Annotated in this window: 15 protein-coding genes and 2 pseudogenes; 7 read left to right on the plus strand and 10 right to left on the minus strand. The window is 71.5% G+C overall.

From position 1 onward, the window contains the following. The 7 genes and pseudogenes from AB0K15_RS45465 to AB0K15_RS45495 form a co-directional block, all read right to left on the minus strand. Positions 1–123: pseudogene (locus tag AB0K15_RS45465) on the minus strand (acyl-CoA dehydrogenase); the annotation flags it as partial. Beyond that, the gene (locus tag AB0K15_RS45470; RefSeq protein ID WP_364066872.1) at positions 120–1,460 is read right to left on the minus strand and encodes an MFS transporter; all 1,341 of its coding nucleotides are present in this window, start codon (positions 1,458–1,460) and stop codon (positions 120–122) included. The pseudogene AB0K15_RS45465 and the gene AB0K15_RS45470, both read right to left, overlap by 4 nt. A 103-nt stretch (positions 1,461–1,563) precedes the next feature. Further along, on the minus strand, positions 1,564–3,636 hold the full coding sequence (locus AB0K15_RS45475) for an acetate--CoA ligase family protein (RefSeq protein WP_364066874.1): 2,073 nt from the start codon (positions 3,634–3,636) through the stop codon (positions 1,564–1,566). A gap of 5 nt (positions 3,637–3,641) precedes the next feature. After that, on the minus strand, positions 3,642–4,817 hold the full coding sequence (locus AB0K15_RS45480) for a CoA transferase (protein ID WP_364066876.1): 1,176 nt from the start codon (positions 4,815–4,817) through the stop codon (positions 3,642–3,644). After that, positions 4,814–6,151, minus strand: a complete 1,338-nt coding sequence (locus AB0K15_RS45485) for an MmgE/PrpD family protein (protein WP_364066878.1) — start codon at positions 6,149–6,151, stop codon at positions 4,814–4,816. The genes AB0K15_RS45480 and AB0K15_RS45485 overlap by 4 nt, the downstream gene beginning before the upstream one ends. Then, positions 6,151–7,302, minus strand: coding sequence for an acyl-CoA dehydrogenase family protein (locus tag AB0K15_RS45490; RefSeq protein WP_364066880.1), 1,152 nt, complete (start codon positions 7,300–7,302; stop codon positions 6,151–6,153). The genes AB0K15_RS45485 and AB0K15_RS45490 overlap by 1 nt, the downstream gene beginning before the upstream one ends. After that, positions 7,302–8,657: an MmgE/PrpD family protein gene (locus AB0K15_RS45495; protein ID WP_364066882.1), complete on the minus strand. Its 1,356-nt coding sequence runs from the start codon at positions 8,655–8,657 to the stop codon at positions 7,302–7,304. Before AB0K15_RS45495 ends, AB0K15_RS45490 begins: the two co-directional genes overlap by 1 nt. Positions 8,658–8,769: 112 nt before the next feature. Here AB0K15_RS45495 and AB0K15_RS45500 point away from each other — a divergent pair, with 112 nt between their 5' ends. The 4 genes from AB0K15_RS45500 to AB0K15_RS45515 are packed head-to-tail and all read left to right on the plus strand — an operon-like array spanning position 8,770 to position 12,313. Next, positions 8,770–9,651 carry a 3-hydroxyacyl-CoA dehydrogenase family protein gene (locus AB0K15_RS45500; protein ID WP_364066884.1) on the plus strand — a complete coding sequence of 294 codons (882 nt, stop codon included), beginning with the start codon at positions 8,770–8,772 and terminating at the stop codon, positions 9,649–9,651. Further along, the gene (locus AB0K15_RS45505; protein ID WP_364066886.1) at positions 9,648–10,367 is read left to right on the plus strand and encodes an enoyl-CoA hydratase/isomerase family protein; all 720 of its coding nucleotides are present in this window, start codon (positions 9,648–9,650) and stop codon (positions 10,365–10,367) included. The genes AB0K15_RS45500 and AB0K15_RS45505 overlap by 4 nt, the downstream gene beginning before the upstream one ends. Before the next feature lie 39 nt (positions 10,368–10,406). Beyond that, the gene (locus AB0K15_RS45510; RefSeq protein WP_364066888.1) at positions 10,407–11,075 is read left to right on the plus strand and encodes a GntR family transcriptional regulator; all 669 of its coding nucleotides are present in this window, start codon (positions 10,407–10,409) and stop codon (positions 11,073–11,075) included. A 23-nt stretch (positions 11,076–11,098) separates the two neighbouring features. After that, entirely contained in the window at positions 11,099–12,313 is a 1,215-nt protein-coding gene (locus AB0K15_RS45515) for an acetyl-CoA C-acetyltransferase (RefSeq protein ID WP_364066890.1), read from the plus strand. A gap of 25 nt (positions 12,314–12,338) precedes the next feature. Here AB0K15_RS45515 and AB0K15_RS45520 read toward each other — a convergent pair whose 3' ends face one another. Further along, positions 12,339–13,202, minus strand: coding sequence for an LLM class F420-dependent oxidoreductase (locus AB0K15_RS45520; protein ID WP_364066892.1), 864 nt, complete (start codon positions 13,200–13,202; stop codon positions 12,339–12,341). A 30-nt stretch (positions 13,203–13,232) separates the two neighbouring features. Then, the gene (locus AB0K15_RS45525; protein WP_364066894.1) at positions 13,233–14,087 is read right to left on the minus strand and encodes a LysR substrate-binding domain-containing protein; all 855 of its coding nucleotides are present in this window, start codon (positions 14,085–14,087) and stop codon (positions 13,233–13,235) included. 80 nt (positions 14,088–14,167) lie between these two features. Here AB0K15_RS45525 and AB0K15_RS45530 point away from each other — a divergent pair, with 80 nt between their 5' ends. From AB0K15_RS45530 to AB0K15_RS45540, 3 genes are all read left to right on the plus strand, one after another. Continuing rightward, entirely contained in the window at positions 14,168–15,157 is a 990-nt protein-coding gene (locus tag AB0K15_RS45530) for a 4,5-dihydroxyphthalate decarboxylase (RefSeq protein WP_364066896.1), read from the plus strand. Positions 15,158–15,435: 278 nt separating this feature from the next. Then, positions 15,436–17,391: a KUP/HAK/KT family potassium transporter gene (locus AB0K15_RS45535; protein ID WP_364066898.1), complete on the plus strand. Its 1,956-nt coding sequence runs from the start codon at positions 15,436–15,438 to the stop codon at positions 17,389–17,391. A gap of 22 nt (positions 17,392–17,413) precedes the next feature. Next, the gene (locus AB0K15_RS45540) at positions 17,414–17,674 is read left to right on the plus strand and encodes a hypothetical protein (protein WP_364066900.1); all 261 of its coding nucleotides are present in this window, start codon (positions 17,414–17,416) and stop codon (positions 17,672–17,674) included. A gap of 13 nt (positions 17,675–17,687) precedes the next feature. Here the strand turns inward: AB0K15_RS45540 and AB0K15_RS45545 are convergent. Next, positions 17,688–18,651, minus strand: a pseudogene (locus AB0K15_RS45545) (IS481 family transposase). Positions 18,652–18,861 lie beyond the last annotated feature (210 nt).

Consider the following 18,861-nt stretch of genomic DNA (forward strand, 5'->3'; position numbering starts at 1 on the left):
GGCATCCGCGTGCTCCAGCGCCTGCGCGTGCGGGACGACCTCCTTGTCCACGAACGAACGCACGGTCGCGAGGATCTCGGACTGCACATCGGTCAAACCGGCGGTCCGGGCCAGACGGGTCACGACAACTTCCTTTCGAGTTCGGCTTCGGTCTCGGCCACCTGGCCGGCCGCGGACTGCGCGATGTCCTCGAGGCTGCGCCGGCGGGTTTCCGGCGCCAGTACCACCACGGCGATCGCGCCGATCAGGCAGACGCCGAGCACCCCGAGGAACACACCCTGCACACCGGCGCCGGCGAACGTCGAGCTGACCAGGAACGGCGTGACGATCACGGCACCGCGCGCACAGGCGTTGGCCAATGCGGATCCCTGCATGCGCAGTTCCGTCGGGAACAGCTCGGGGATGTAGCTCGCGATCTGCACGGAGATCGCGAAGCTCGCGAGAAACACCCAGACGATGCCGGAGATGACGAGCTGGGTCGTCGAATGCGAGTAGCCGTACCAGATCCCGACCAGACCCATGAGGACGAACAGCACGGCGTTGATCCACTTGCGACCCAGCCGGTCGCCCACGACCCCGCCGATCAGGCACCCGGGCACGGCACCCAGCTGCATGATCACCGTGAGGCTGAGGCTCTTCTCCACCGAAAGCCCCTGGCCGACGAGGTAGGTCGGCACCCACGACTGGAACGTGTAGAACGCGATCTGGTTGCAGACGGCGATCAGGACGCACGCCGCCGTGATGCGGCCCAGTGGTTTGCGGAACAGCGCGCGGAAGCCGGGCCGCGCCGACGCGACGGGCGGGGGAGCGAAGTCGGCCGGCGGGCGCTCGGGCAGGTCGGGGTTGTACTTCCGGGCGATCCGGTAGGCCTCCTCGTGGCGGCCCCGGGACTCGAGCCACCGGGGCGACTCGTCGAGGAACTTCACCTGCAGCACCCAGATCAGCGCGGCGGGTACACCGCACACCACGAACATGGCCCGCCAGCCCAGCGACGGGATCACCAGCAGCCCGGCGATCGCCGAGGCCGGCAGCGCGAGGTTCACGATCATCGCGAGCACCCCGGCCCACGACGCCCGCCGGCGGGAGGGGACGAACTCGTTCCACGTGCCGTAGCCCGTGATCAGTACCGCGCCGAGGCCCAGGCCCGTGGCCACCCGCAGCACCGTGATCAGCCCGTGGCTGGGCGCGATCGCGGTGAGCAGCGTGGCGACGCTGTAGAGCGCGAGCGAATACAGGTAGGTCGAGCGCCGGCCGAACCGGTCACCGAGGTAGCCGGCGACCAGGGTGCCGGCGAGCAGGCCGAACGACGTCGCCGAGAGCAGCAGCGCGTTCTGGCCCACGGTCGAGAACTTCGTGGCGAGCATTGCGGCCAGCACCGAGCCCGACAGGTAGATGTCGAAGGCGTCGAAGAAACCACCGCCGCCGAGCAGTGCCAGCTGTTTGAGATGCGGTCTCCCCACGGGGGCGCGATCGAGGAATTGCCCTACGGCAGAAGGGGCACGACGGGAATCGGACATCACGAACTTACCTCCGGCTCGGCATTGAGACAGGTGGTGCAACGGGCTAGTCGTGTTCGGTGACGCACACCAGGGCATCGAGTGCCGTGACACCCTCGCCCGGGCCGAAGACTCGCAGGGGGTTGACCTCGGCCTCCAGCACAGCGGGTGCCGACTCGGCCAAAGTGGACAGTGCGACGATCGCTGCGGCGAGCGCATCGGCATCGCCGTGGCTGCCGCGGTAGCCGACCACCGGGGCGAGCCCCTTGACCTCGCGGATCATCTCGTGCGCGGTCGCGAGGTCCACCGGCGCGAGCCGGAGGCTCGAATCGCGGTACAGCTCGGCGGTGACGCCACCGGCCGCCACCATGATCAGCGGCCCGACCTCGTCGCTGACCCGGTAGCCGACCAGCGCGTCCACTCCGGACGGTGCCATCTCGGTGACCAGCAGCCGCTCGGCCGACCCACCGCAGCGGCCCACTGCGTCGGCGATCGCCCGGGCGGCTTCGACGAGCTCGTGTTCACCGGAAACTCCGAGCACGACTCCGCCCGCGTCGGTCTTGTGCGCGATCTCGGCCGAGAGCACCTTGACCGCCACCGGGTAAGGGAGGCCCCCGGGTATCCGCCCGCCGCGCACGTCGTCGACCGACACCTCGACGCCGGGCTGGGCGGCGATGCCGACCTTCTCCAGCACGCGGTAGGACCCGAGCTCGTCGAGCACCTTCCGCGTGCCGTGGGCGCCGCGGCGCGTCGACGGCCGGTACGCCGGCGTGGCCGGTCGCGCGGCCGCCGCGGTGATGGCCTCCACGATCGCTTCCGGAGTGCGGAAAGCCGGCACCCCGGCCTCGGCGAGTGCGGCCAGCGCCTGGGGCGCGTCGGGCACCGCGAACGCGGCCAGTGGTGTCGGCCCGCCGGCCCGCTCGGCTACCGCCCGCACCGCGAGCTCGGGGTGGAACCGGGCCGAGGACCCGACCACCATCACCACGAGGTCGAACTCGCCACTGCGTTGCAGCTCGTCGAGCGTGCCACTGACGATTTCGTGTTTCGCCCCGGCGAGGGTGAGGTCCATGACGATGCTGTCGGTCACCGGCGCACCGAGCGCCTGGATCCGCTTCAGCAGCGGTGCCGACGGCGCCCGCACCTCGATTCCCCGCAACCCCAGCTGGTCGACGATGAGCGCCGCGCCGCCACCGGTCGTGGTCAGCACCGCGACGGAGAAGTCCTTGGCCGACGTGCCCGCCGGCACCCGCTCCAGCAGCGCGGGCGCCTCGATCAAGGCCTCCAGGTTGTCGACGCGGCTCATGCCGCAGGCCCGGAAGAAGGCGTCGGCCTCCTCGTCGGAGCCGGCCAGCGCACCCGTGTGCGACACCGAGAGCTGTGCGCCCTGCGCAGACCGGCCGAGCTTGTAGACCACCACGGGTTTGCCCCGTTCGGCCGCCGCCAGCGCGAACTCGGCGAGCTGTTCGCTGTGGTGCAGCGACTCCAGGAACAACGCGTACGACCCGATGCCCTCGTCATCCACTGTGGACAGGCAGATCTCGCCGAGGCTCAGGTTCGCCTCGCCGCCGGTGGACACCAAGCCCGCGAACGAGATCCCGCGCTGCTTGCCGCGGGAGACCAGGGCGCCGATGACGCTGCCGGAATGGGACGCGACGAACACGCCACCGGGCGCGAGGTCGGTTTCGGCGAACGCCGCATTGGCGGTGAGCAGCATCCCGTTGCGGGGGTTGACCACTCCCAGGCTGCTCGGACCGAGCACCCGCGTCGGCCCGGCCGCCGCGCGCAGCCGCGCTTCCCGCTCCCGCCCCTGCTCACCTTCCTCGCCGAAGCCGCTCGCCAGCACCGTGGCGACGGGCACGCCGAGGCGCCCGCATTCGCCGACCGCTTCGATCGCCTGCTCGGCGCCGGTCATCACGTAGACGTGGTCGGGAACCTCGGGCAGAGCCGCGAGCGACGGCCACGCCCGCTCGCCGCCCACCTGCTCGCGGCGTGGGTTGACGGGGTAGACGCGGCCGGCGAAGCCCGATGCGCGCAGGTACCGCAGCGGGCGGGAACTCGTCTTGGCCGGATCGTCGGAGGCGCCGACCAGGGCCACACTGCGTGGCCACAGGAGCGCGCCGGACAGTTCGTCGGTGTTCACCGGCATCAGCGGATGACCCCTTCGTCCACGAGCTTTGCGATCTCTGCCTGCCCGAGCCCGAGCTCCTCGCTCAGCACCGCCTCGGTGTCCGCACCCAGGACGGGCGCGGGCGCGACGGAGTCGGGCGGGTCGGCCGGCCAGCGCACCGCGCCTCGGGCGGTCACCACCGGCCCGATGCCCGGCTGGTGGACCTCTTCGAGCAGGTGCCCACCGTCGGCCGCCACTTCGGTGAGCGAGCGGTAGCGCTGCCACAGCACGGAAGTGTCCGCGAACGCCCCGGTGACGGCGTCGACGTCGCGCTCGGCGAACCAGGGCGCCAGCACGGCGACCAGCTCGTTCCGCAGGAGGTACCGGTTCTCCTCGACATCGAGGTCGAGCCCGGCGCGCTCGCCGACGCGGGACAGCGCCTCGGTGGTGCCGGTGGCCTCCTGCAGGGCCCGCCACTGCCGCCGCGTCATCGCCACGACGATCACGTGGACCCCGTCCGCGGTCCGGAACGAGGTGCCGAAACTGCCGTAGATGTGGTTGCCCTGCTTGGGCCGGTCCTGCCCGCTCAGCCGGGCCTCTCCCAGCCACCCCAGGTCGGCGACCGCACCGAGCGCCACGTCGGACAACGCGATCTCCGCGTAGCTGCCCTCTCCCGTCGAAGCACGGTGCAGCAGGCCGGCGAGCACGGCGGTCGCGGCCTGGCTGCCGGTGAGCAGGTCCCAGGCGGGCAGCTGGTGGTTCACCGGGCCGCTGAACTCGGCCGGCCCGGTCAGGTCCGGGACGCCCACCGCGGCGTTGACCGTGTAGTCCAGCGCGGGACCACCGTCCGCGCGCCCCTGCACCCGGACATGGACCAGGTCGGGCCTCAGCTCCCGCAGCCGCTCGTCGGCGAGCCAGCCCCAGCCGACGGTGTTGTCCAGGAGCGTGCCGCGTCCGGTGACCAGAGCGGTCACCAGCTCTTGCCCGCGGGGCGACCGGAGGTCCAGGGCGACGGATCGTTTGCCCTTGTTGAGCCCGGTCCAGTACAGGCTGCCGCCACCGGGCGCGAGTGGCCACCGGTGGTGGTCACTCGCGCCGCCGAGCGGGTCGATGCGGATCACGTCGGCACCGAGGCGGGCGAGCGCGAGCCCGCCCGACGGCGCGGCGACATAGGTCGCCACCTCGACGATCCGCTGTCCCAGCAACGGTTTCACGTTGCCAGCCCCGGCAGGAACGACAGGTCCTCGAGCGCCCGGATGGCGTCGATGGCCTTCGTGACGCCGTCCGCCCCGAGCACCGGCGTGCACAGGCGGCGGAACTTCTCCTCCAGCGCCGCGTCGGAGACCGGGTTGTCCGGCTCGCCGTAGGGCTGGGCGACGCGCAGGCTCAGCGGTTCGGCGCCGTCGAACTCGATCGTCACGCGCGCCGGGCGTTGCGCCGGGTACACCGCGTCTGCTTCGGGGTCGGCGCCGACCCCGACCTTGGCCGCCAGTGCGCGTACGTCGTCGCGACCGTAGGTTCCGGCCTCGAATTCGGCCAGGCCCACCTCGCCAAGCAGCAGCGCGACCGCAACGGTGTGCGGGATGCTCATCTGGGCGCCGAGGAAGCTGTCCACGGTGGTCGCGTTGTGGTGGGAAGCGACGGTGTAGGTGCCGACGGTGATCCGGGTGATCCGGGTGGCGTCGAAGCCGGGCGTCGTCCGCAGCTCGAGCGCCGCGTCGATCGGGCCGTGCAAGTGCCTGCAGCATGGGTACGGCTTGACGTACGTCCGCAGCAGGGTCCACTCGCTGCCCAGGCCGGCGAGGAGCACGTCGGCATCGTGGTCGTTGTGCGCGAAGGCCTCGAAGTAGCCCTTCTTGCCCTCCAGCACCCCGGCCGGGCCCGTGAGCCCACGGGCGGCCAGCTCCGCGCTGGCCAGCCCGTCGCGTGCGGCTTTTCCGGCGTGGAGCCGCTTCACCTCGGCGTCTTGGCCGAGGAACGCGAACAGCCCGCCCGCGTGCGAAGCGGCGATGCCGAGCGCGTGCTCGATCACGTGAGCGTCGGAGCCGAGCACCGTCGACACTCCGGCGGCCGCCCCGATGACGCCGGCGACGGGGGTGTTGTGGAAACCGTTGCGCCACGTCGCCGGGTGTCCGGCGGCGGCGAGCCGGCACGTCAGCTCCAGCGCCACCGCCGCGCCGGCGAGCAGCCGCTCGGGCGTCGCGTCGTGACGCTGCGCGGCCGCCAGCACCGCCGGGAACGCGACCGCGCTCGGGTGCACGCTGCCGGGGGTGTAGCCGTCGTCGACCTCGAGGCTGTGCGCGGCGGTGCCGTTGACCAGTGCGGCACCTTCGGCGGACAGCCGGCCGAACCCGACGGCGGTCGCCTCGGTGCCGGGGTTGGCGTCGCCGGCGTACCCGGCGACCAGCTTCGCCACCGGGAACCGCGAGGCGGCCACGACTCCGCCGAGGTGGTCCAGCAGCAGACGTTTGACGTGGGTGACGACCTGCTCGGGTAGTGGCGCGTCGGCCAGCTGCGCGGCCCAGGACGCGATCTGCGCGGTCGGCATCAGCGCACCACCTCCGGACGGCGCTGGCTGAACCGGGTCCCGAACACGTCCTGGGCGATGGTGTTGCGCAGGACCTCCACCGAGCCGCCGGCGATCATCCAGCCGCGGATACGGCGCACGAAGTACTCCATCGGCAGGTCGGTCGAATAGCCCGCGGCGCCGAACGCCTGCAGGGCATCGTTGGCGACCGCGAAGGCGACCTCGTTCGTGTGTGCCTTGGCGATCGCGGCCTCGATCGGGTCCGGTGTCTCTCCGGCCGCGTTGGCGACCGCGCGGTGGATGAGCAGCCTCGCCGAGTCGAGCTTGATCCGCATGTCCGCGAACTTCCACTGCAGGCCCTGGAACTCCATCAGCGGACGGCCGAACTGCTTGCGCTGCTTGACGTGCTCCACCGCCCGTTCGTAGGCCGTCTCGGCGAGCGCGAGCGCCCGCGAAGCGTTGCCGAGGCGCTCGACGCCGAAGATCGACAGCATGTTCTTGACGGCGTCCGAATCGGCCAGCACGTAGTCGCGCGGCACCCGGCACTCGTCGAAGGTCAGCGTGCAGTGCTGCTCACCCGACATGTAGCGCTCGGGGCGGCCCTTGCTGAACCCGGGCGCGTCCACTGGCACGACGACGGCGCCGATGTCGCGGGTCTTCGGGCCGAACCGGCACCACACCACGGAATGCGTGATCTCCGGTCCGTGCGAGTTCCAGCACTTCTGTCCGTTGAGGACGACGGAGTCGCCGTCGTAGCGCGCGGTGGTGCGCAGGTCGGTGAGCGCCGAGCCCGCCTCCGGCTCGCTCATGCCCGCGCTGACCAGCCCCTCGCCTTTCAGGAGCTTGGCCAGCACTTCCTCCTTGACGCGCTTCGAGCCGAAGTTGGCGATCTGACGGATCGCGCCGAAGTTGCTCGCCTGCACCGCGTCGCCACTGTGCGGGCACACCTTGGTCACCGCCTGCATCACGAGGACGGCCTCCAGCAGCGACGCCCCCTGGCCGCCGTCGGCCTCCGGGATCGTCAGGCCCGTGAACCCGTGTTCCGCCAACGTTTTCAGGCTGTCCCACGCGAATGAGTCGCGCTGGAACGCCCGGGAGGCGAACTCGCGACGGGCCAGTGTGGCAGCCGATTCCCGCAAGGCTTGCTGCTCGGGGGTGAGCGTGAAATCCATCAACTCTCCTGTGTGTCGATCATGGCCAGGGCGGTGCGGAAACCCGCGCCGTCCAGCTCGGCCAACTCGGTGCTGAAGTTCGAGATCCGGCGAGCGGCCCCGCTGCCGCGACCGCCGATGCGCACGCACGCCGTGGTTTTGGCCTCCACCTGCGCCATCGTCATCGGGTGCTCGGGCGAACCGGGCATGTCCGCGCGCCGGCGTTCGACCGATCCGTCGGTGCGGACCAGCTCGACCTCGGCCGGCGCCATGCCGACCTGGGCGGGCAAGTCCTGCAGCACCTGGACGCGGGCGGCGAGCCGCTCGATCCGGTGGTCACCGAGCACCGGGTCACGCAGGCTGGCGAGGTCCACGGTGCCGGTGCGCAGGGCAGCTGCCACCAGCCAGGGGATCGAGAACTGGACGTCGGCCACCGGCTGCCCGCGCCACCGGAACGGCCGCGCCACCAAGGCGTAGGCCGGTCCGGCCGGCACGTGCACGGCCACGTGCTCGATTTCCTCGGCGCGTACGCCGAGCACCGCGTCGATCGCGGCGTGCGTGTAGCGGCACGCGGGGTAGGGCTTGAGGGAAAGACCCGCCACCTCCCACCCGGGCGCGCGGATCCCGGCGAGCGCGCCTGCGGTGTCGCCGTCCGCGCGCAATGCGAGCACGCCGTACTCACCGTCGAGCCAGCCGGTCGGCCCCGGCGCTCCGCGTGCGGCCAGCAACGCCGCGGAAACCCCGGCCTGCACGGCGAACGAGGGCTGAAGCCGCTTGGCCGGCGACCCCTCGGCGACGACCTGGCGGGTCATCGCCGAACCCGTCGCGGACAGCGCGAGGCCGAGCGCGTGGGTGAACTGTTCCGGCGCCAACCCCAGAGTCCGCGCCGCCGCGGCGGCCGCACCCAGCGCGCCGAGACCCGCGGTGCGGATCATGCCGCGCTGCCCGCCGATGGCCGCCGAAACCCGGGCCAGCACCTGGACCCCGACGAGCACGCCCGCGAACACGTCGGCCCCGGACCGGGCGTGCGCCGAGGCCACGGCGAGCGCCGCCGGCAGCGCGACACAACTGGTGTGCACCACTGCGGAATCGTGGGTGTCGTCGAAGTCCCAGGCGTGGATCAGGGCGGACAGCGCCGCCGCGGCGGCGGGGGCGGGCAGGCTCGCGTTCGTCCAGGGGAGCCGCACCGGACCCTGCCCGAGGTCCTGTTCCCAGCCGGACAACGCGGTTGCGACCCCCGGCGCGGTCTGGCCCGCCGCTGCGACGCCGAGCGCGTCGGCCACGAGCACCTCGACCGCCCGGCGCTCACGCGCCGTCAGGGACGCCGGGGAGGTGGCGCACAGGGCGGACGTCCAGTCCGCCGCCGGTTCGCCCATGTCGGTACCTCCAGCCTCGTCGTGACTTCTCCTGGCGCAGGAGGTTACACATTTTATAAAATGCTGTCTATGCAATACGATCCCTGGCATCACCGAGGATCGGAGGAATCGGATGAGCTCGACAGTCGGTGTGCTCGGAGCGGGGATCATGGGCCGGGGTATCGCCCAGGTCTTCGCCGCCGCCGGGCACGCGGTCGTCCTGTGCGACGTCGACCAGGAAACGGCCGAACGCGGGCGTGCCACCATCCGCGACGGGCTGGCCCGTGCGGCCGAGCGGGCGGGGAGACCGGGCGCCGTCGACGAAACACTCGACCGGATCACCGCGACCGGGGACGTGGCCGGGTTCGCGGGCAGCGACCTGGTGGTCGAAGCCGTGCCCGAGGTCCTCGAGCTCAAGCACCGGATGCTCGCCGACGTGGCTGCCGTGACCGGGCCGGACACGGTGCTCGCGAGCAACACCTCGGCGCTGCCGATCACCGCGATCGCCGCGGGAGTCCCGCAGCCGCAGCGGGTGGTCGGCTTGCACTTCTTCAACCCCGTGCACCGCATGCGGCTGGTCGAGATGGTGTGCGGGCTGCAAACCGCGCCCGCCACCGAATCGTGCGCTCGCGAGCTGTGCGAGTCGGCGGGCAAGGTCGTGGTCCGCGTGGCCGACCGGCCGGGGTTCGTCACGAGCCGGGTCAACGTGCTCATCGGCAACGAGGCGTTCCACATGCTGTCCGAGGGCGTCGCGAACGCCGAGGAGATCGACCTCGCGCTCAAGCACGGTCTCAACCACCCGATGGGCCCGTTCGAGCTCGTCGACCTGGTGGGCCTCGACACCCGGCTCTCGGTGCTGCGCGGGCTGCACACGGCACTGGGCGAGCGGTTCCGTCCCGATCCGCTGCTGGTCAGCCTCGTGCAGGCGGGCCGGCTCGGCCGCAAGACCGGCGAGGGCGTCTACCGCTACGACGAGGACGGGACCCGCGTCCCGGGATCAGGAGACCTGCGATGAGCGTGCGCACCGAACTCACCGACGACGCGGCGACGATCCGGCTCGACCGCCCCGAGAAGCTCAACGCGCTCGACCTCGAGATGAGCGCCGGGATCGACCGGGCGCTGGCCGGCTTCGCGGAAAGCGAGCGCCCGCTGGTGATCCGCAGTGCGGTGCCGGGCACGTTCGTGTCGGGCGCCGATCTCACCGAGCTCGCGCAGCGCACCCGGCGCGAAGCACTGCAACGCGTGAACCACCGGCTTTTCACGGCGATCGAGGAATACCCGTGGCCCACCATCGCGCTGGTCGGCGGGCACGCGCTCGGCGGCGGCTGCGAGCTCGCCCTGGCGTGCGACTTCCGGCTGTCCTCGACCACCGCGACCTGGGGGCTGCCGGAGGTCCGGCTCGGCATCATCCCGTCGGCGGGCGGGCTCTTCCGCCTGCCGCGAGTGGTCGGGCAGTCCGCCGCGAAACGGCTGATCTTCACCGGCAAGCGAATCGGCGCCGCGGAGGCGCTGGCGATCGGGCTCGTCGACGAAGTCTCGGACGACCTCGACGAAGCACTGGCCCGGTTGCTCGGCGACCTCGGCAAGGCCTCGATGACGGCGGTGCGCTACGCGAAGGAAGCGCTGCACGCTCCCGGCGACCACCGGCGGATCGCCGACGCCGCGCTGCAGGCGTTGTGCTTCGAGAGCGACGAAGCGCGTCGGCGCCTGGCCCAGGCCGTGCGTAGGTAGTCTGCACTTTACAGAATGTGAAGAAAAGAGGGCTGACCCATGGCGCGCACACCGGAGATCGCGGACGGCACTCCGGCACCTCCGCAGAGCCGGACGGACTACGTCGTGACCCGGCTGAAGCAGGACGTCGCCAACGGGACGCTGCAGCCGGGGCAGGCGCTGCGCCAGGTGCAGATCGCGCAGCGCTACGGCGTCAGCGTCACCCCCGTGCGCGAGGCCCTGCGCATTCTGGAAGCCGACGGCACGATCAGCTACTCACCCCACCGCGGCGCGACCGTGAAGGACGTCGACCCCGAGACGGCGACGCACTTGTACCGCCTGCGCGCCGCGGTGGAGGGGCTCGCGACGGAGATCGCCGTCGAACGCGTTTCCCCCGAGCGCCTCGAAGCGATCGAAGCGGCCCACGCCACGCTGCGAGCCGCGATCGCCGAGGGCGCCACGAGCACCGAGCTCTCGCGGCTCAACAAGGATCTGCACTACACGATCTACCAGGGCGGCGCGGCGCTGCTGCTCGACCACATCTCCAGCCTGTGGTCGCGGTTCCCGGCCAGCGTCACGCTGTGGGACACCGAGCACAACGTGGCGGCCCTGGACTCCGACCACGCCGAGATCATCGACGCCGTCCGGGCCGGGGAGGCCGAACGGGCGGGCGCGCTGATGTCGGCACACATCCGGCACGCCGGAAGGCTTCGCGCCGGCACCGACTGACCTTTCCCCGGGAGACCCTCGTCATGGAGCTTCGCCCTGCCCTCATCTGCTCGCCGCTGCGCACCCCCGTCGGCCGCTTCGGCGGTGCGTTCGCGTCGGTGAGCGCCGCCGACCTCGCCTCGACCGTGCTGCGCGCGCTGCTCGAACGCACCGGCCTCGACCCGGACGCCGTCGATGACGTCGTGCTCGGTCAGGCGTACCCCACTTCGGAAGCCCCGGCGCTCGGCCGCGTGGTCGCCCTCGACGGCGGCCTCGGCCTGCGCACCGGTGGCCTGCAGCTCGACCGCCGCTGCGGCTCGGGCCTGCAAGCCGTGCTGCACGCGGCCATGCAGGTCCAGACCGGCGTCAGCGACCTCGTCGTCGCCGGCGGCGCGGAGAACATGAGCGACGCCCCGTTCTACGCCACCGGGATGCGCTGGGGCGTCAAGGGTTCCGGCGTCACGCTGCACGACTCGCTCGCCCGCGGGCGCGTCACCGCCGGCGGCCGCGACCACCCCGTGCCGGGTGGCATGCTGGAGACCGCGGAGAACCTGCGCCGCGAGTACGGCATCAGCCGCGCCGACCAGGACGCGCTCGCCCTGCTTTCGCAGGAGCGCGCTGCCGCGGCGCAGCGCTCGGGCGTCTTCGCCGAGGAGATCGTCCCCGTGACCGTCCGCACCCGCCGGGGCGAGCAGGTGGTCGACGTCGACGAACACCCCCGCCCGGACACCATCGCCGAAGCCCTCGCCGCGCTGAAACCCGTGCTGGGCAAGACCGATCCCGACGCCACCGTGACCGCCGGCAACGCCAGCGGCCAGAACGACGGCGCCGCGCTGTGCATCGTCTGCACTCCGGAACAAGCGGAGGCACATGGCCTCACGCCGTTGGTGCGCCTCGTGACCTGGGCCGTGGCCGGTGTCGCCCCGGAAACCATGGGCATCGGTCCCGTGCCCGCCACCGCCGCCGTGCTGGCGCGCGCCGGGATCGAGCTGTCCGATGTGGACCTGATCGAGATCAACGAGGCCTTCGCCGTCCAGGTCCTCGCGTGCCTGCGCGAATGGCGGCTCGACGACGGCCTGGACCGCGTCAACGTCCACGGGTCCGGCATTTCCCTCGGCCACCCCGTCGGCGCCACCGGCACCCGCATCCTCACCACGCTGGCCCGCGAGCTCACTCGCCGCGAGGCCCGCTACGGCCTCGAGACCCTGTGCATCGGCGGAGGCCAGGGCATCGCCGCGCTGTTCGAACGCGTGTCCTGAGCAGGCCGGGCCGGCGGGCTGATGGTCACTCGCCGGCCGCGGCGGGGAGCCAGCGGGCGGCGAGCGTCGACACCCAGTCGGCGGCCAGCTCCGGGTCGCCGGGCGGGCTGTCGACGATCACCAGTTCGTCGACGCCGAGTGCGGCCAGCTCTTCGACGTCGTCGGGCTCGGGGTCGCGCAGGGCGACGGCGATCCGCAGTTCGGCGAGGTCGCGGTCCTGCGTGGCGAGGAAGGACAGCCGATCGGCGACTTCGGGAACGCCGTCGAGGTTGAAGCCGTACCAGCCGTCGCCCAGGGCGGCGGCGCGGCGCAGCGCCGAGTCGCTGTTGCCGCCGAAGACGATCGGGATGGTGGCGCCACAAGGTTTGGGGTTCACGCGGATCGCGTCGAACTGGACGAAGTCGCCCGTGAACGAGGCGACGTCTTCGCGCCACACCGCGCGCATGGCCGCGACGTACTCCTCGGTTCGCGCCGTCCGCCGGGCGAAGGGCACGCCGAGCGCGTCGAACTCCTCGCGTGACCAGCCGACGCCCACACCGAGCGTCAGGCGGCCGCCGGACAGCACGTCGAGGCTGGCGGCCTGCTTGGCCACGACGATCGGGTTGTGCTCGGGCAGGAGCAGGACACCGGTGGCGACGCGGATGGTCGACGTGGCCGCGGCGGCGAAGCTGAGGCCGATCAAGGGATCGAGCCAGTGCGCTGCCGCCGGCACGGCGATGCGCCCGTCGGGCGAGTACGGGTAGCGCGAGGACGCGTGGTCGACCATCACGACGTGCTCGCCCGACCACAGCGTCGCGAAGCCGCACGCCTCGGCCGCCACGGCGACCGCGTCGATCACGGCCCGGCGGGCGCCGGCGCCGATGCCCAGTGCGTGCAGTCCGAGCTGCATCGGACCAGCTTCGCACACTCCGGGCCGGGATCAGGCGCGCTGACTGTCCGCCGCGATCCGGACGAAGCCGCGGACCTGCGGGCTCGCGCCGGTTTTCGGCCACGCCACCACGAGGTCGCTCGGCGCGTGGCCGGACAGCGGGAGCGCGACGAGGCCCACCGGGAGCGGCTGGTCGGCCGGGGCGAGGGCGGCCGTGCCGTTCCAGGTGACGGCCTGGAGGCATTCGCGGATCGTGCGCAGCACGGGTGCGGCGGGGTCGGGCTGGCCGCCGGTCCAGAACGACGTCCAGGCCGGGTCGGTGCCGTCGGGGAGCCGGACCCACCGGTGGCCGGTGAGGTCGGCGGCCGAAACCGCCGGGCGGGCGGCGAGCGGGTCGCCGGCTCGCAGGACGACGGCGACGGGGACCGTGCGCAGGACGTGGGTGGCGATCCCGGTGGTGTCGAAGGGGGTGCGGGTCAGCGCGACGTCGACGAGGCCGGCACGCAGGCCGGCGGTCGGATCGGTGAGGTCGGTTTCGCGCACGGTGATCTCGACGTGCGGGTGGTGCTCGCGGAACCGGGGGACCAGCTGCGCGCCGACGAACTCGGCCGCGTCCGCGAGGGTGCCGACGACGAGCCGCGCGGTGCCGGCCGCGGCGGTCACGCGGCCGCGGATGCGGTCGGCCTTGGCGAGGAGGGCGACGGCGTCTTCGTGGAGAACCACGCCGGCGGCGGTGAGGGTGACGCCCTTGGGCGTGCGTTCGAACAGGGTGGCGCCGAGCTCGTCCTCCAGCTGCCGCAGCGCGCGGCTGAGCGGGGGCTGGCTCATGTGCAGCCGGTGCGCGGCGCGGCCGACGTGGCGCTCCTCGGCCACCGCGACGAAGTACCGCAGCACGCGCAGATCCACCTCGACACGATACCCGTGGGGTACCGGATCGTCGCAAACGGTCTTGGACGCGAGCGCCCGCACAGGCCGACGATCGGGGCATGGACACGACCCCGTCCGCACTCACGATCGGGTGCTTCCGCTACGACACGACACAGGCGCTGTTCGAGGGCGGCATCGACGCGAAAGTGACGACCGCGCCCACGCTGCCCGAGATCTTCGAACGCGTGATCCGCGAGCACGAGTTCGACGTCGCCGAGCTCGGCCTCACGTTCTACCTGCGGCTGCTGGACGAAGGCCTGCCGTACGTGGCGCTGCCGATCTTCCCGAACCGCGTGTTCCGGCATTCGTGCGTCTTCGTCAACACCCACGCCGGCATCACCGGGCCGGCCGACCTCGCCGGCAGGACGATCGGCGAGTTCGGCACGTACGGCCAGGACTCCGGCGTCTGGGCCAAGGGGATCCTCGCCGACGAGTACGGCTTCGCGCCCGAGCGCAGCCGGTGGGTGATCGGCGGGCTCGAGCACCCGGCGCCGCCGTTCGGCTTCATCCCGCACCCGCACCCCGCCCGCGCGGACGTTTCCGAGGCGCCCGCGGGGAAAGCGCTCGGCGCGATGCTCGAGGCGGGCGAGATCGACGCGCTGTTCTCCGCCAACGTTCCGCAGTGCGTGCTCGACGGCTCGCCGAACGTCGCCCGGCTGTTCCCCGACTTCGAGCCCCTCGAACGCGACTACCACCGGCGCACGGGGATCTTCCCGATCATGCACACGATCGTCGTCCGGCGTGAGCTCCTGACCGAGCGGTCTGAACTCGCGCGCGAGCTGTACACCGCGTTCTCCGCGGCCAAAGACACCGCCGCCGACCGTTACCGGCGCGACCGCAGGCTGTACCAGGTTCCGACGATGGTGCCGTGGCTCGACGCCCTCGTCGAGCGCAACGAGGAGCAGTTCGCCGGAGACTGGTGGCCCTACGGCATCGAGGCGAACCGCGCGACCCTCGACACGTACCTGCGCTACCACCACGAGCAGGGCCTGTCCGAGCGCCGGCTGCGGGTCGAGGAGGTCTTCGCCCCGGCCCTCCTCGGCACCTGACCGTCGACAGTGGACCGGCCAGCGAGGCCGGCGAGGTGCCCGGCACTCCGGTGAAACGCCGCAATCGTCCCGACGAACGGGTGAGGTCCCGGCCGGGCGCGCATCCGGACGGTGACGACCCCGGCACGCGTCGGAGCGGGTGATCGCCTCCGCCGGTTCCCCGGCCGGAGAGAGCCCCGAGCTGACGCGGCGGTTGATCTTCCGATGCCGTCCACCTCGGACCGGTAGGGTTCCCCCCGATGCCGGGGCTGTGCCCGCTCGCGCCGAGGAGGAAGACAGTGACCGAGGGCCGGAAGGCGACCACGACGGAGGACGGGCCGGCCGGCCGCGCGCGGCTCGCGCGGGACTCCGTGAAGCTGGCCGTGGTGGTCGGGGCGCTGGGGGTCGTGTTCGGCGACATCGGGACGAGCCCGATCTACACGCTGCAGACGGTGTTCAGCCCGAGCGACCCGCACCCGGTGCCGGTGAGCGCGCAGAACGTGTTCGGGGTCGTGTCGCTGATCTTCTGGTCCGTGACGATCATCGTGACCGTCACGTACGTGCTGCTGGCGATGCGTGCGGACAACGAGGGCGAGGGCGGCATCATGGCCCTGATCACCCTGCTGCGCCGCCGCGGTGGGCAGGGGCGGCGGCGGGTGGCCGTGGTGCTGGCGGGGCTGGGCATCTTCGGCGCGTCACTGTTCTTCGGCGACAGCATGATCACCCCGGCGATCTCGGTGCTGTCGGCGGTGGAGGGGCTCAAGGTCGTCGACGACTCGTTCGAGAGCTGGGTCGTGCCGATCACCGCCGTGATCATCGTGGTGCTGTTCCTGGTGCAACGCCGGGGCACGGCCGCGGTCGGGCGCGTGTTCGGGCCGGTGATGATCACGTGGTTCACCGTGATCGGCCTGACCGGCGTGACCGGCATCGTCAAGCACCCCGCGATCCTCGAAGCGCTCTCGCCCACGTATGCGCTCGACTTCATGGTGGGCCACTTCGACATCGCCTTCTTCGCACTGGCGGCGGTCGTGCTGTCGGTCACCGGCGCCGAAGCGCTCTACGCGGACATGGGCCACTTCGGCCGCCGCGCCATCACGCGCGGGTGGCTGTTCCTGGTGTTCCCCGCGTGCGTGCTCAACTACTTCGGCCAGGGCGCGCTGATCCTCGAAGACCAGGCCAACCTGAGCAGCCCGTTCTTCCTGCTCGTCCCCGGCTGGGCCCGGCTGCCGCTGGTCCTGCTGGCCACGGCGGCGACCGTGATCGCGTCGCAGGCCGTGATCACCGGCGCGTACTCGGTCGCGTCGCAGGCCGCGCAGCTCGGATACCTGCCGCGCCTGCGGATCGCGCACACGTCGGAGACCGAGCGCGGCCAGATCTACGTGCCGTGGATCAACTGGCTGCTGATGGTCTCCGTGCTGACGCTCGTGTTCGCCTTCCGCAGCTCCTCGGCGCTGGCGTACGCGTTCGGCATGGCGGTGACCGCGACGATCACCATCACCACGTTGCTGTTCTTCTACATCGCCCGGTCGAAGTGGAGCACGCCGCCGTGGCTGCTCTGGGCCGGCGGGGGCGTGCTGCTGGTGGTCGACCTGCTGTTCGTCGCGGCCAACCTGACCAAGCTCGTCCACGGCGCGTGGCTGCCGCTGCTCATCGGCCTCACCGCGTTCACGGTCATGACCACCTGGCAACGCGGCCGCCTGATCGTGACGGCCGAACGCAGCCGGCACGAAGGGTCGCTGCGCGAGTTCGTCGACAAGCTGCGCAACGGCGAGTCGCCGACGCAGACCGTGCCCGGCACGGCCGTGTTCCTCAACCGCGGCAACGACAGCGCGCCGCTGGCCATGCGCGCCAACGTGGAGCACAACCACGTGCGCCACGAGCACGTGGTGATCATGTCGCTGGAGACCGAGCCCGTGCCGCGGATCCCGGACGCCGAGCGGATCTCCGTGGACGACCTCGGCTACGCCGACGACGGCATCACCCACGTCACGGCCCGCTTCGGCTACATGGAGACCCCGGACGTGCCGCGCACGCTCCGGCTCGTCGACCCGGCCGACACCGAAGGCCGCCTGCAGGTCGACGACGCGTCCTACTTCCTGTCGAAGATCGAGCTGCGCCGCGGCGACGAACCCACCATGGCCTCGTGGCGCAAGCGCCTGTTCATCGCCACCTCCTACATCACCGCCGACGCGGCCGAGTACTTCGCGCTGCCTCGCGAACGGACCGTGATCATGGGTTCGCACATCGACGTTTAGCGCGTCACGAAAGGTGCCGATGATGACCGACCCCGATCCGGAAGCCCTGCGCGCAGCAGCGGCGAAGGGCGACTCCGACGCGGTCGACCAGCTGATCGAGCTGGCCGCCGAACGCGGCGACGCCGCCGAGCTGCGCCAGTGGGCGGCGGGCGGCAGCTCCGACGCCGCGGACCTGCTCGTCGAGCTGGCGACCGAGCGCGAGGACCACGACGAGCTGCGCCGGCTCGCACTCGGCGGCAACACCACGGCCGCGGAAGTGCTGGCGGAGCTGGAGGGCGACTAGGTCTATTTGGCCATCAGGTTGGTGGCAGTCGGCTGGTGGGTGGGTGTCCGCCGAGTGCGCTGTGGCGGCGTTGAGTGTTGTGGTGCTCGATCCAGGGGGCAAGGGCTGCGGTGCGTTCGGTGTTGCTGGTGAAGGCCTGCCGGTAGGCCCATTCGGTGTGCAGGGTGCGGTTGAGGCGCTCGACTTTCCCGTTCTGCCAGGGGCAGTGGGGTTTGATGAACTTCTGCCGGATGCCGTTTTTGGCGCAGACCTGGCGCAGGGACCAGCGGTAGGCCCAGGCGTTGTCGGTCATCAGCCGCTCGATGCGGGTGATGCCGTGGCCGGCAGTAGGTGATCGCTCGGGCGAAGAACGCTGCGCAGGTCGGGCCCTTCTCGTCCGGGAGGATCTCGGAGTAGGCCAGCCGGCTGTGGTCGTCGACCAGGGAGTGGACGTAGTCGAACCCGATCCTGACGCTGCGGTCACGGGTGGCTTCCTGGTTCGCGCGGCCGTGTGCTGGCCAGCCGCCGCCGTCAGGAATGTGGCCGATCTTCTTCACGTCCATGTGGACCAGCTCGCCCGGCCGGTCCCGTTCGTAGCGCACCGCGGTGGTTTTGCTGGCCCGGATCACCTCGCCGGTGATCGGATCGAGCGCGGACAACCGCGGGATATTGTTGCGGGCCAGCACCCGCGACACTGTCCTCGTCGGCACCCCCAGCGCGGCTCCCAGCCAGTCCGGCCCACGACGCTGGCTCTGGCGCAGGTGCACGATCCGGCGCTCGGTCTCCTCGCTGGTCCGCCGCGGCGAGGAATGCGGGCGCGAGGACCGGTCGCGAAGACCGGGCTCGCCCTCCGCGGCGTATCGGTCCAGCCAGGTTTTCACGCATTTACGGGAGACCCCCATCGCGGCCGCGATAAGCGCCTGCGGCCATCCCGCCCGGTGACGTTGGACGATCAGCAGCCTGCCCACAACCGTGGTCCCAGCATTACGGTGAGACACGAGAGCCTCCGGTTGGAGTGGGTCCTAGACAAACCACACCCCAACCGGAGGCTCTCCCCATGTCAACCAAGACCACCCGCAACCAACGTCCTGGCCAAGTACAACTAGGGCGTGCCTGACAAAACTTCGGATTGGTTGCTGAAATGCTGCAGATGTGTCGCGGTTTCAGTTGATGTCAGACGAACAGTGGGCGTTGATCGACGATCTGCT

The organism is Amycolatopsis sp. NPDC049253, assembly GCF_040678995.1.
Taxonomy (GTDB): domain Bacteria; phylum Actinomycetota; class Actinomycetes; order Mycobacteriales; family Pseudonocardiaceae; genus Amycolatopsis.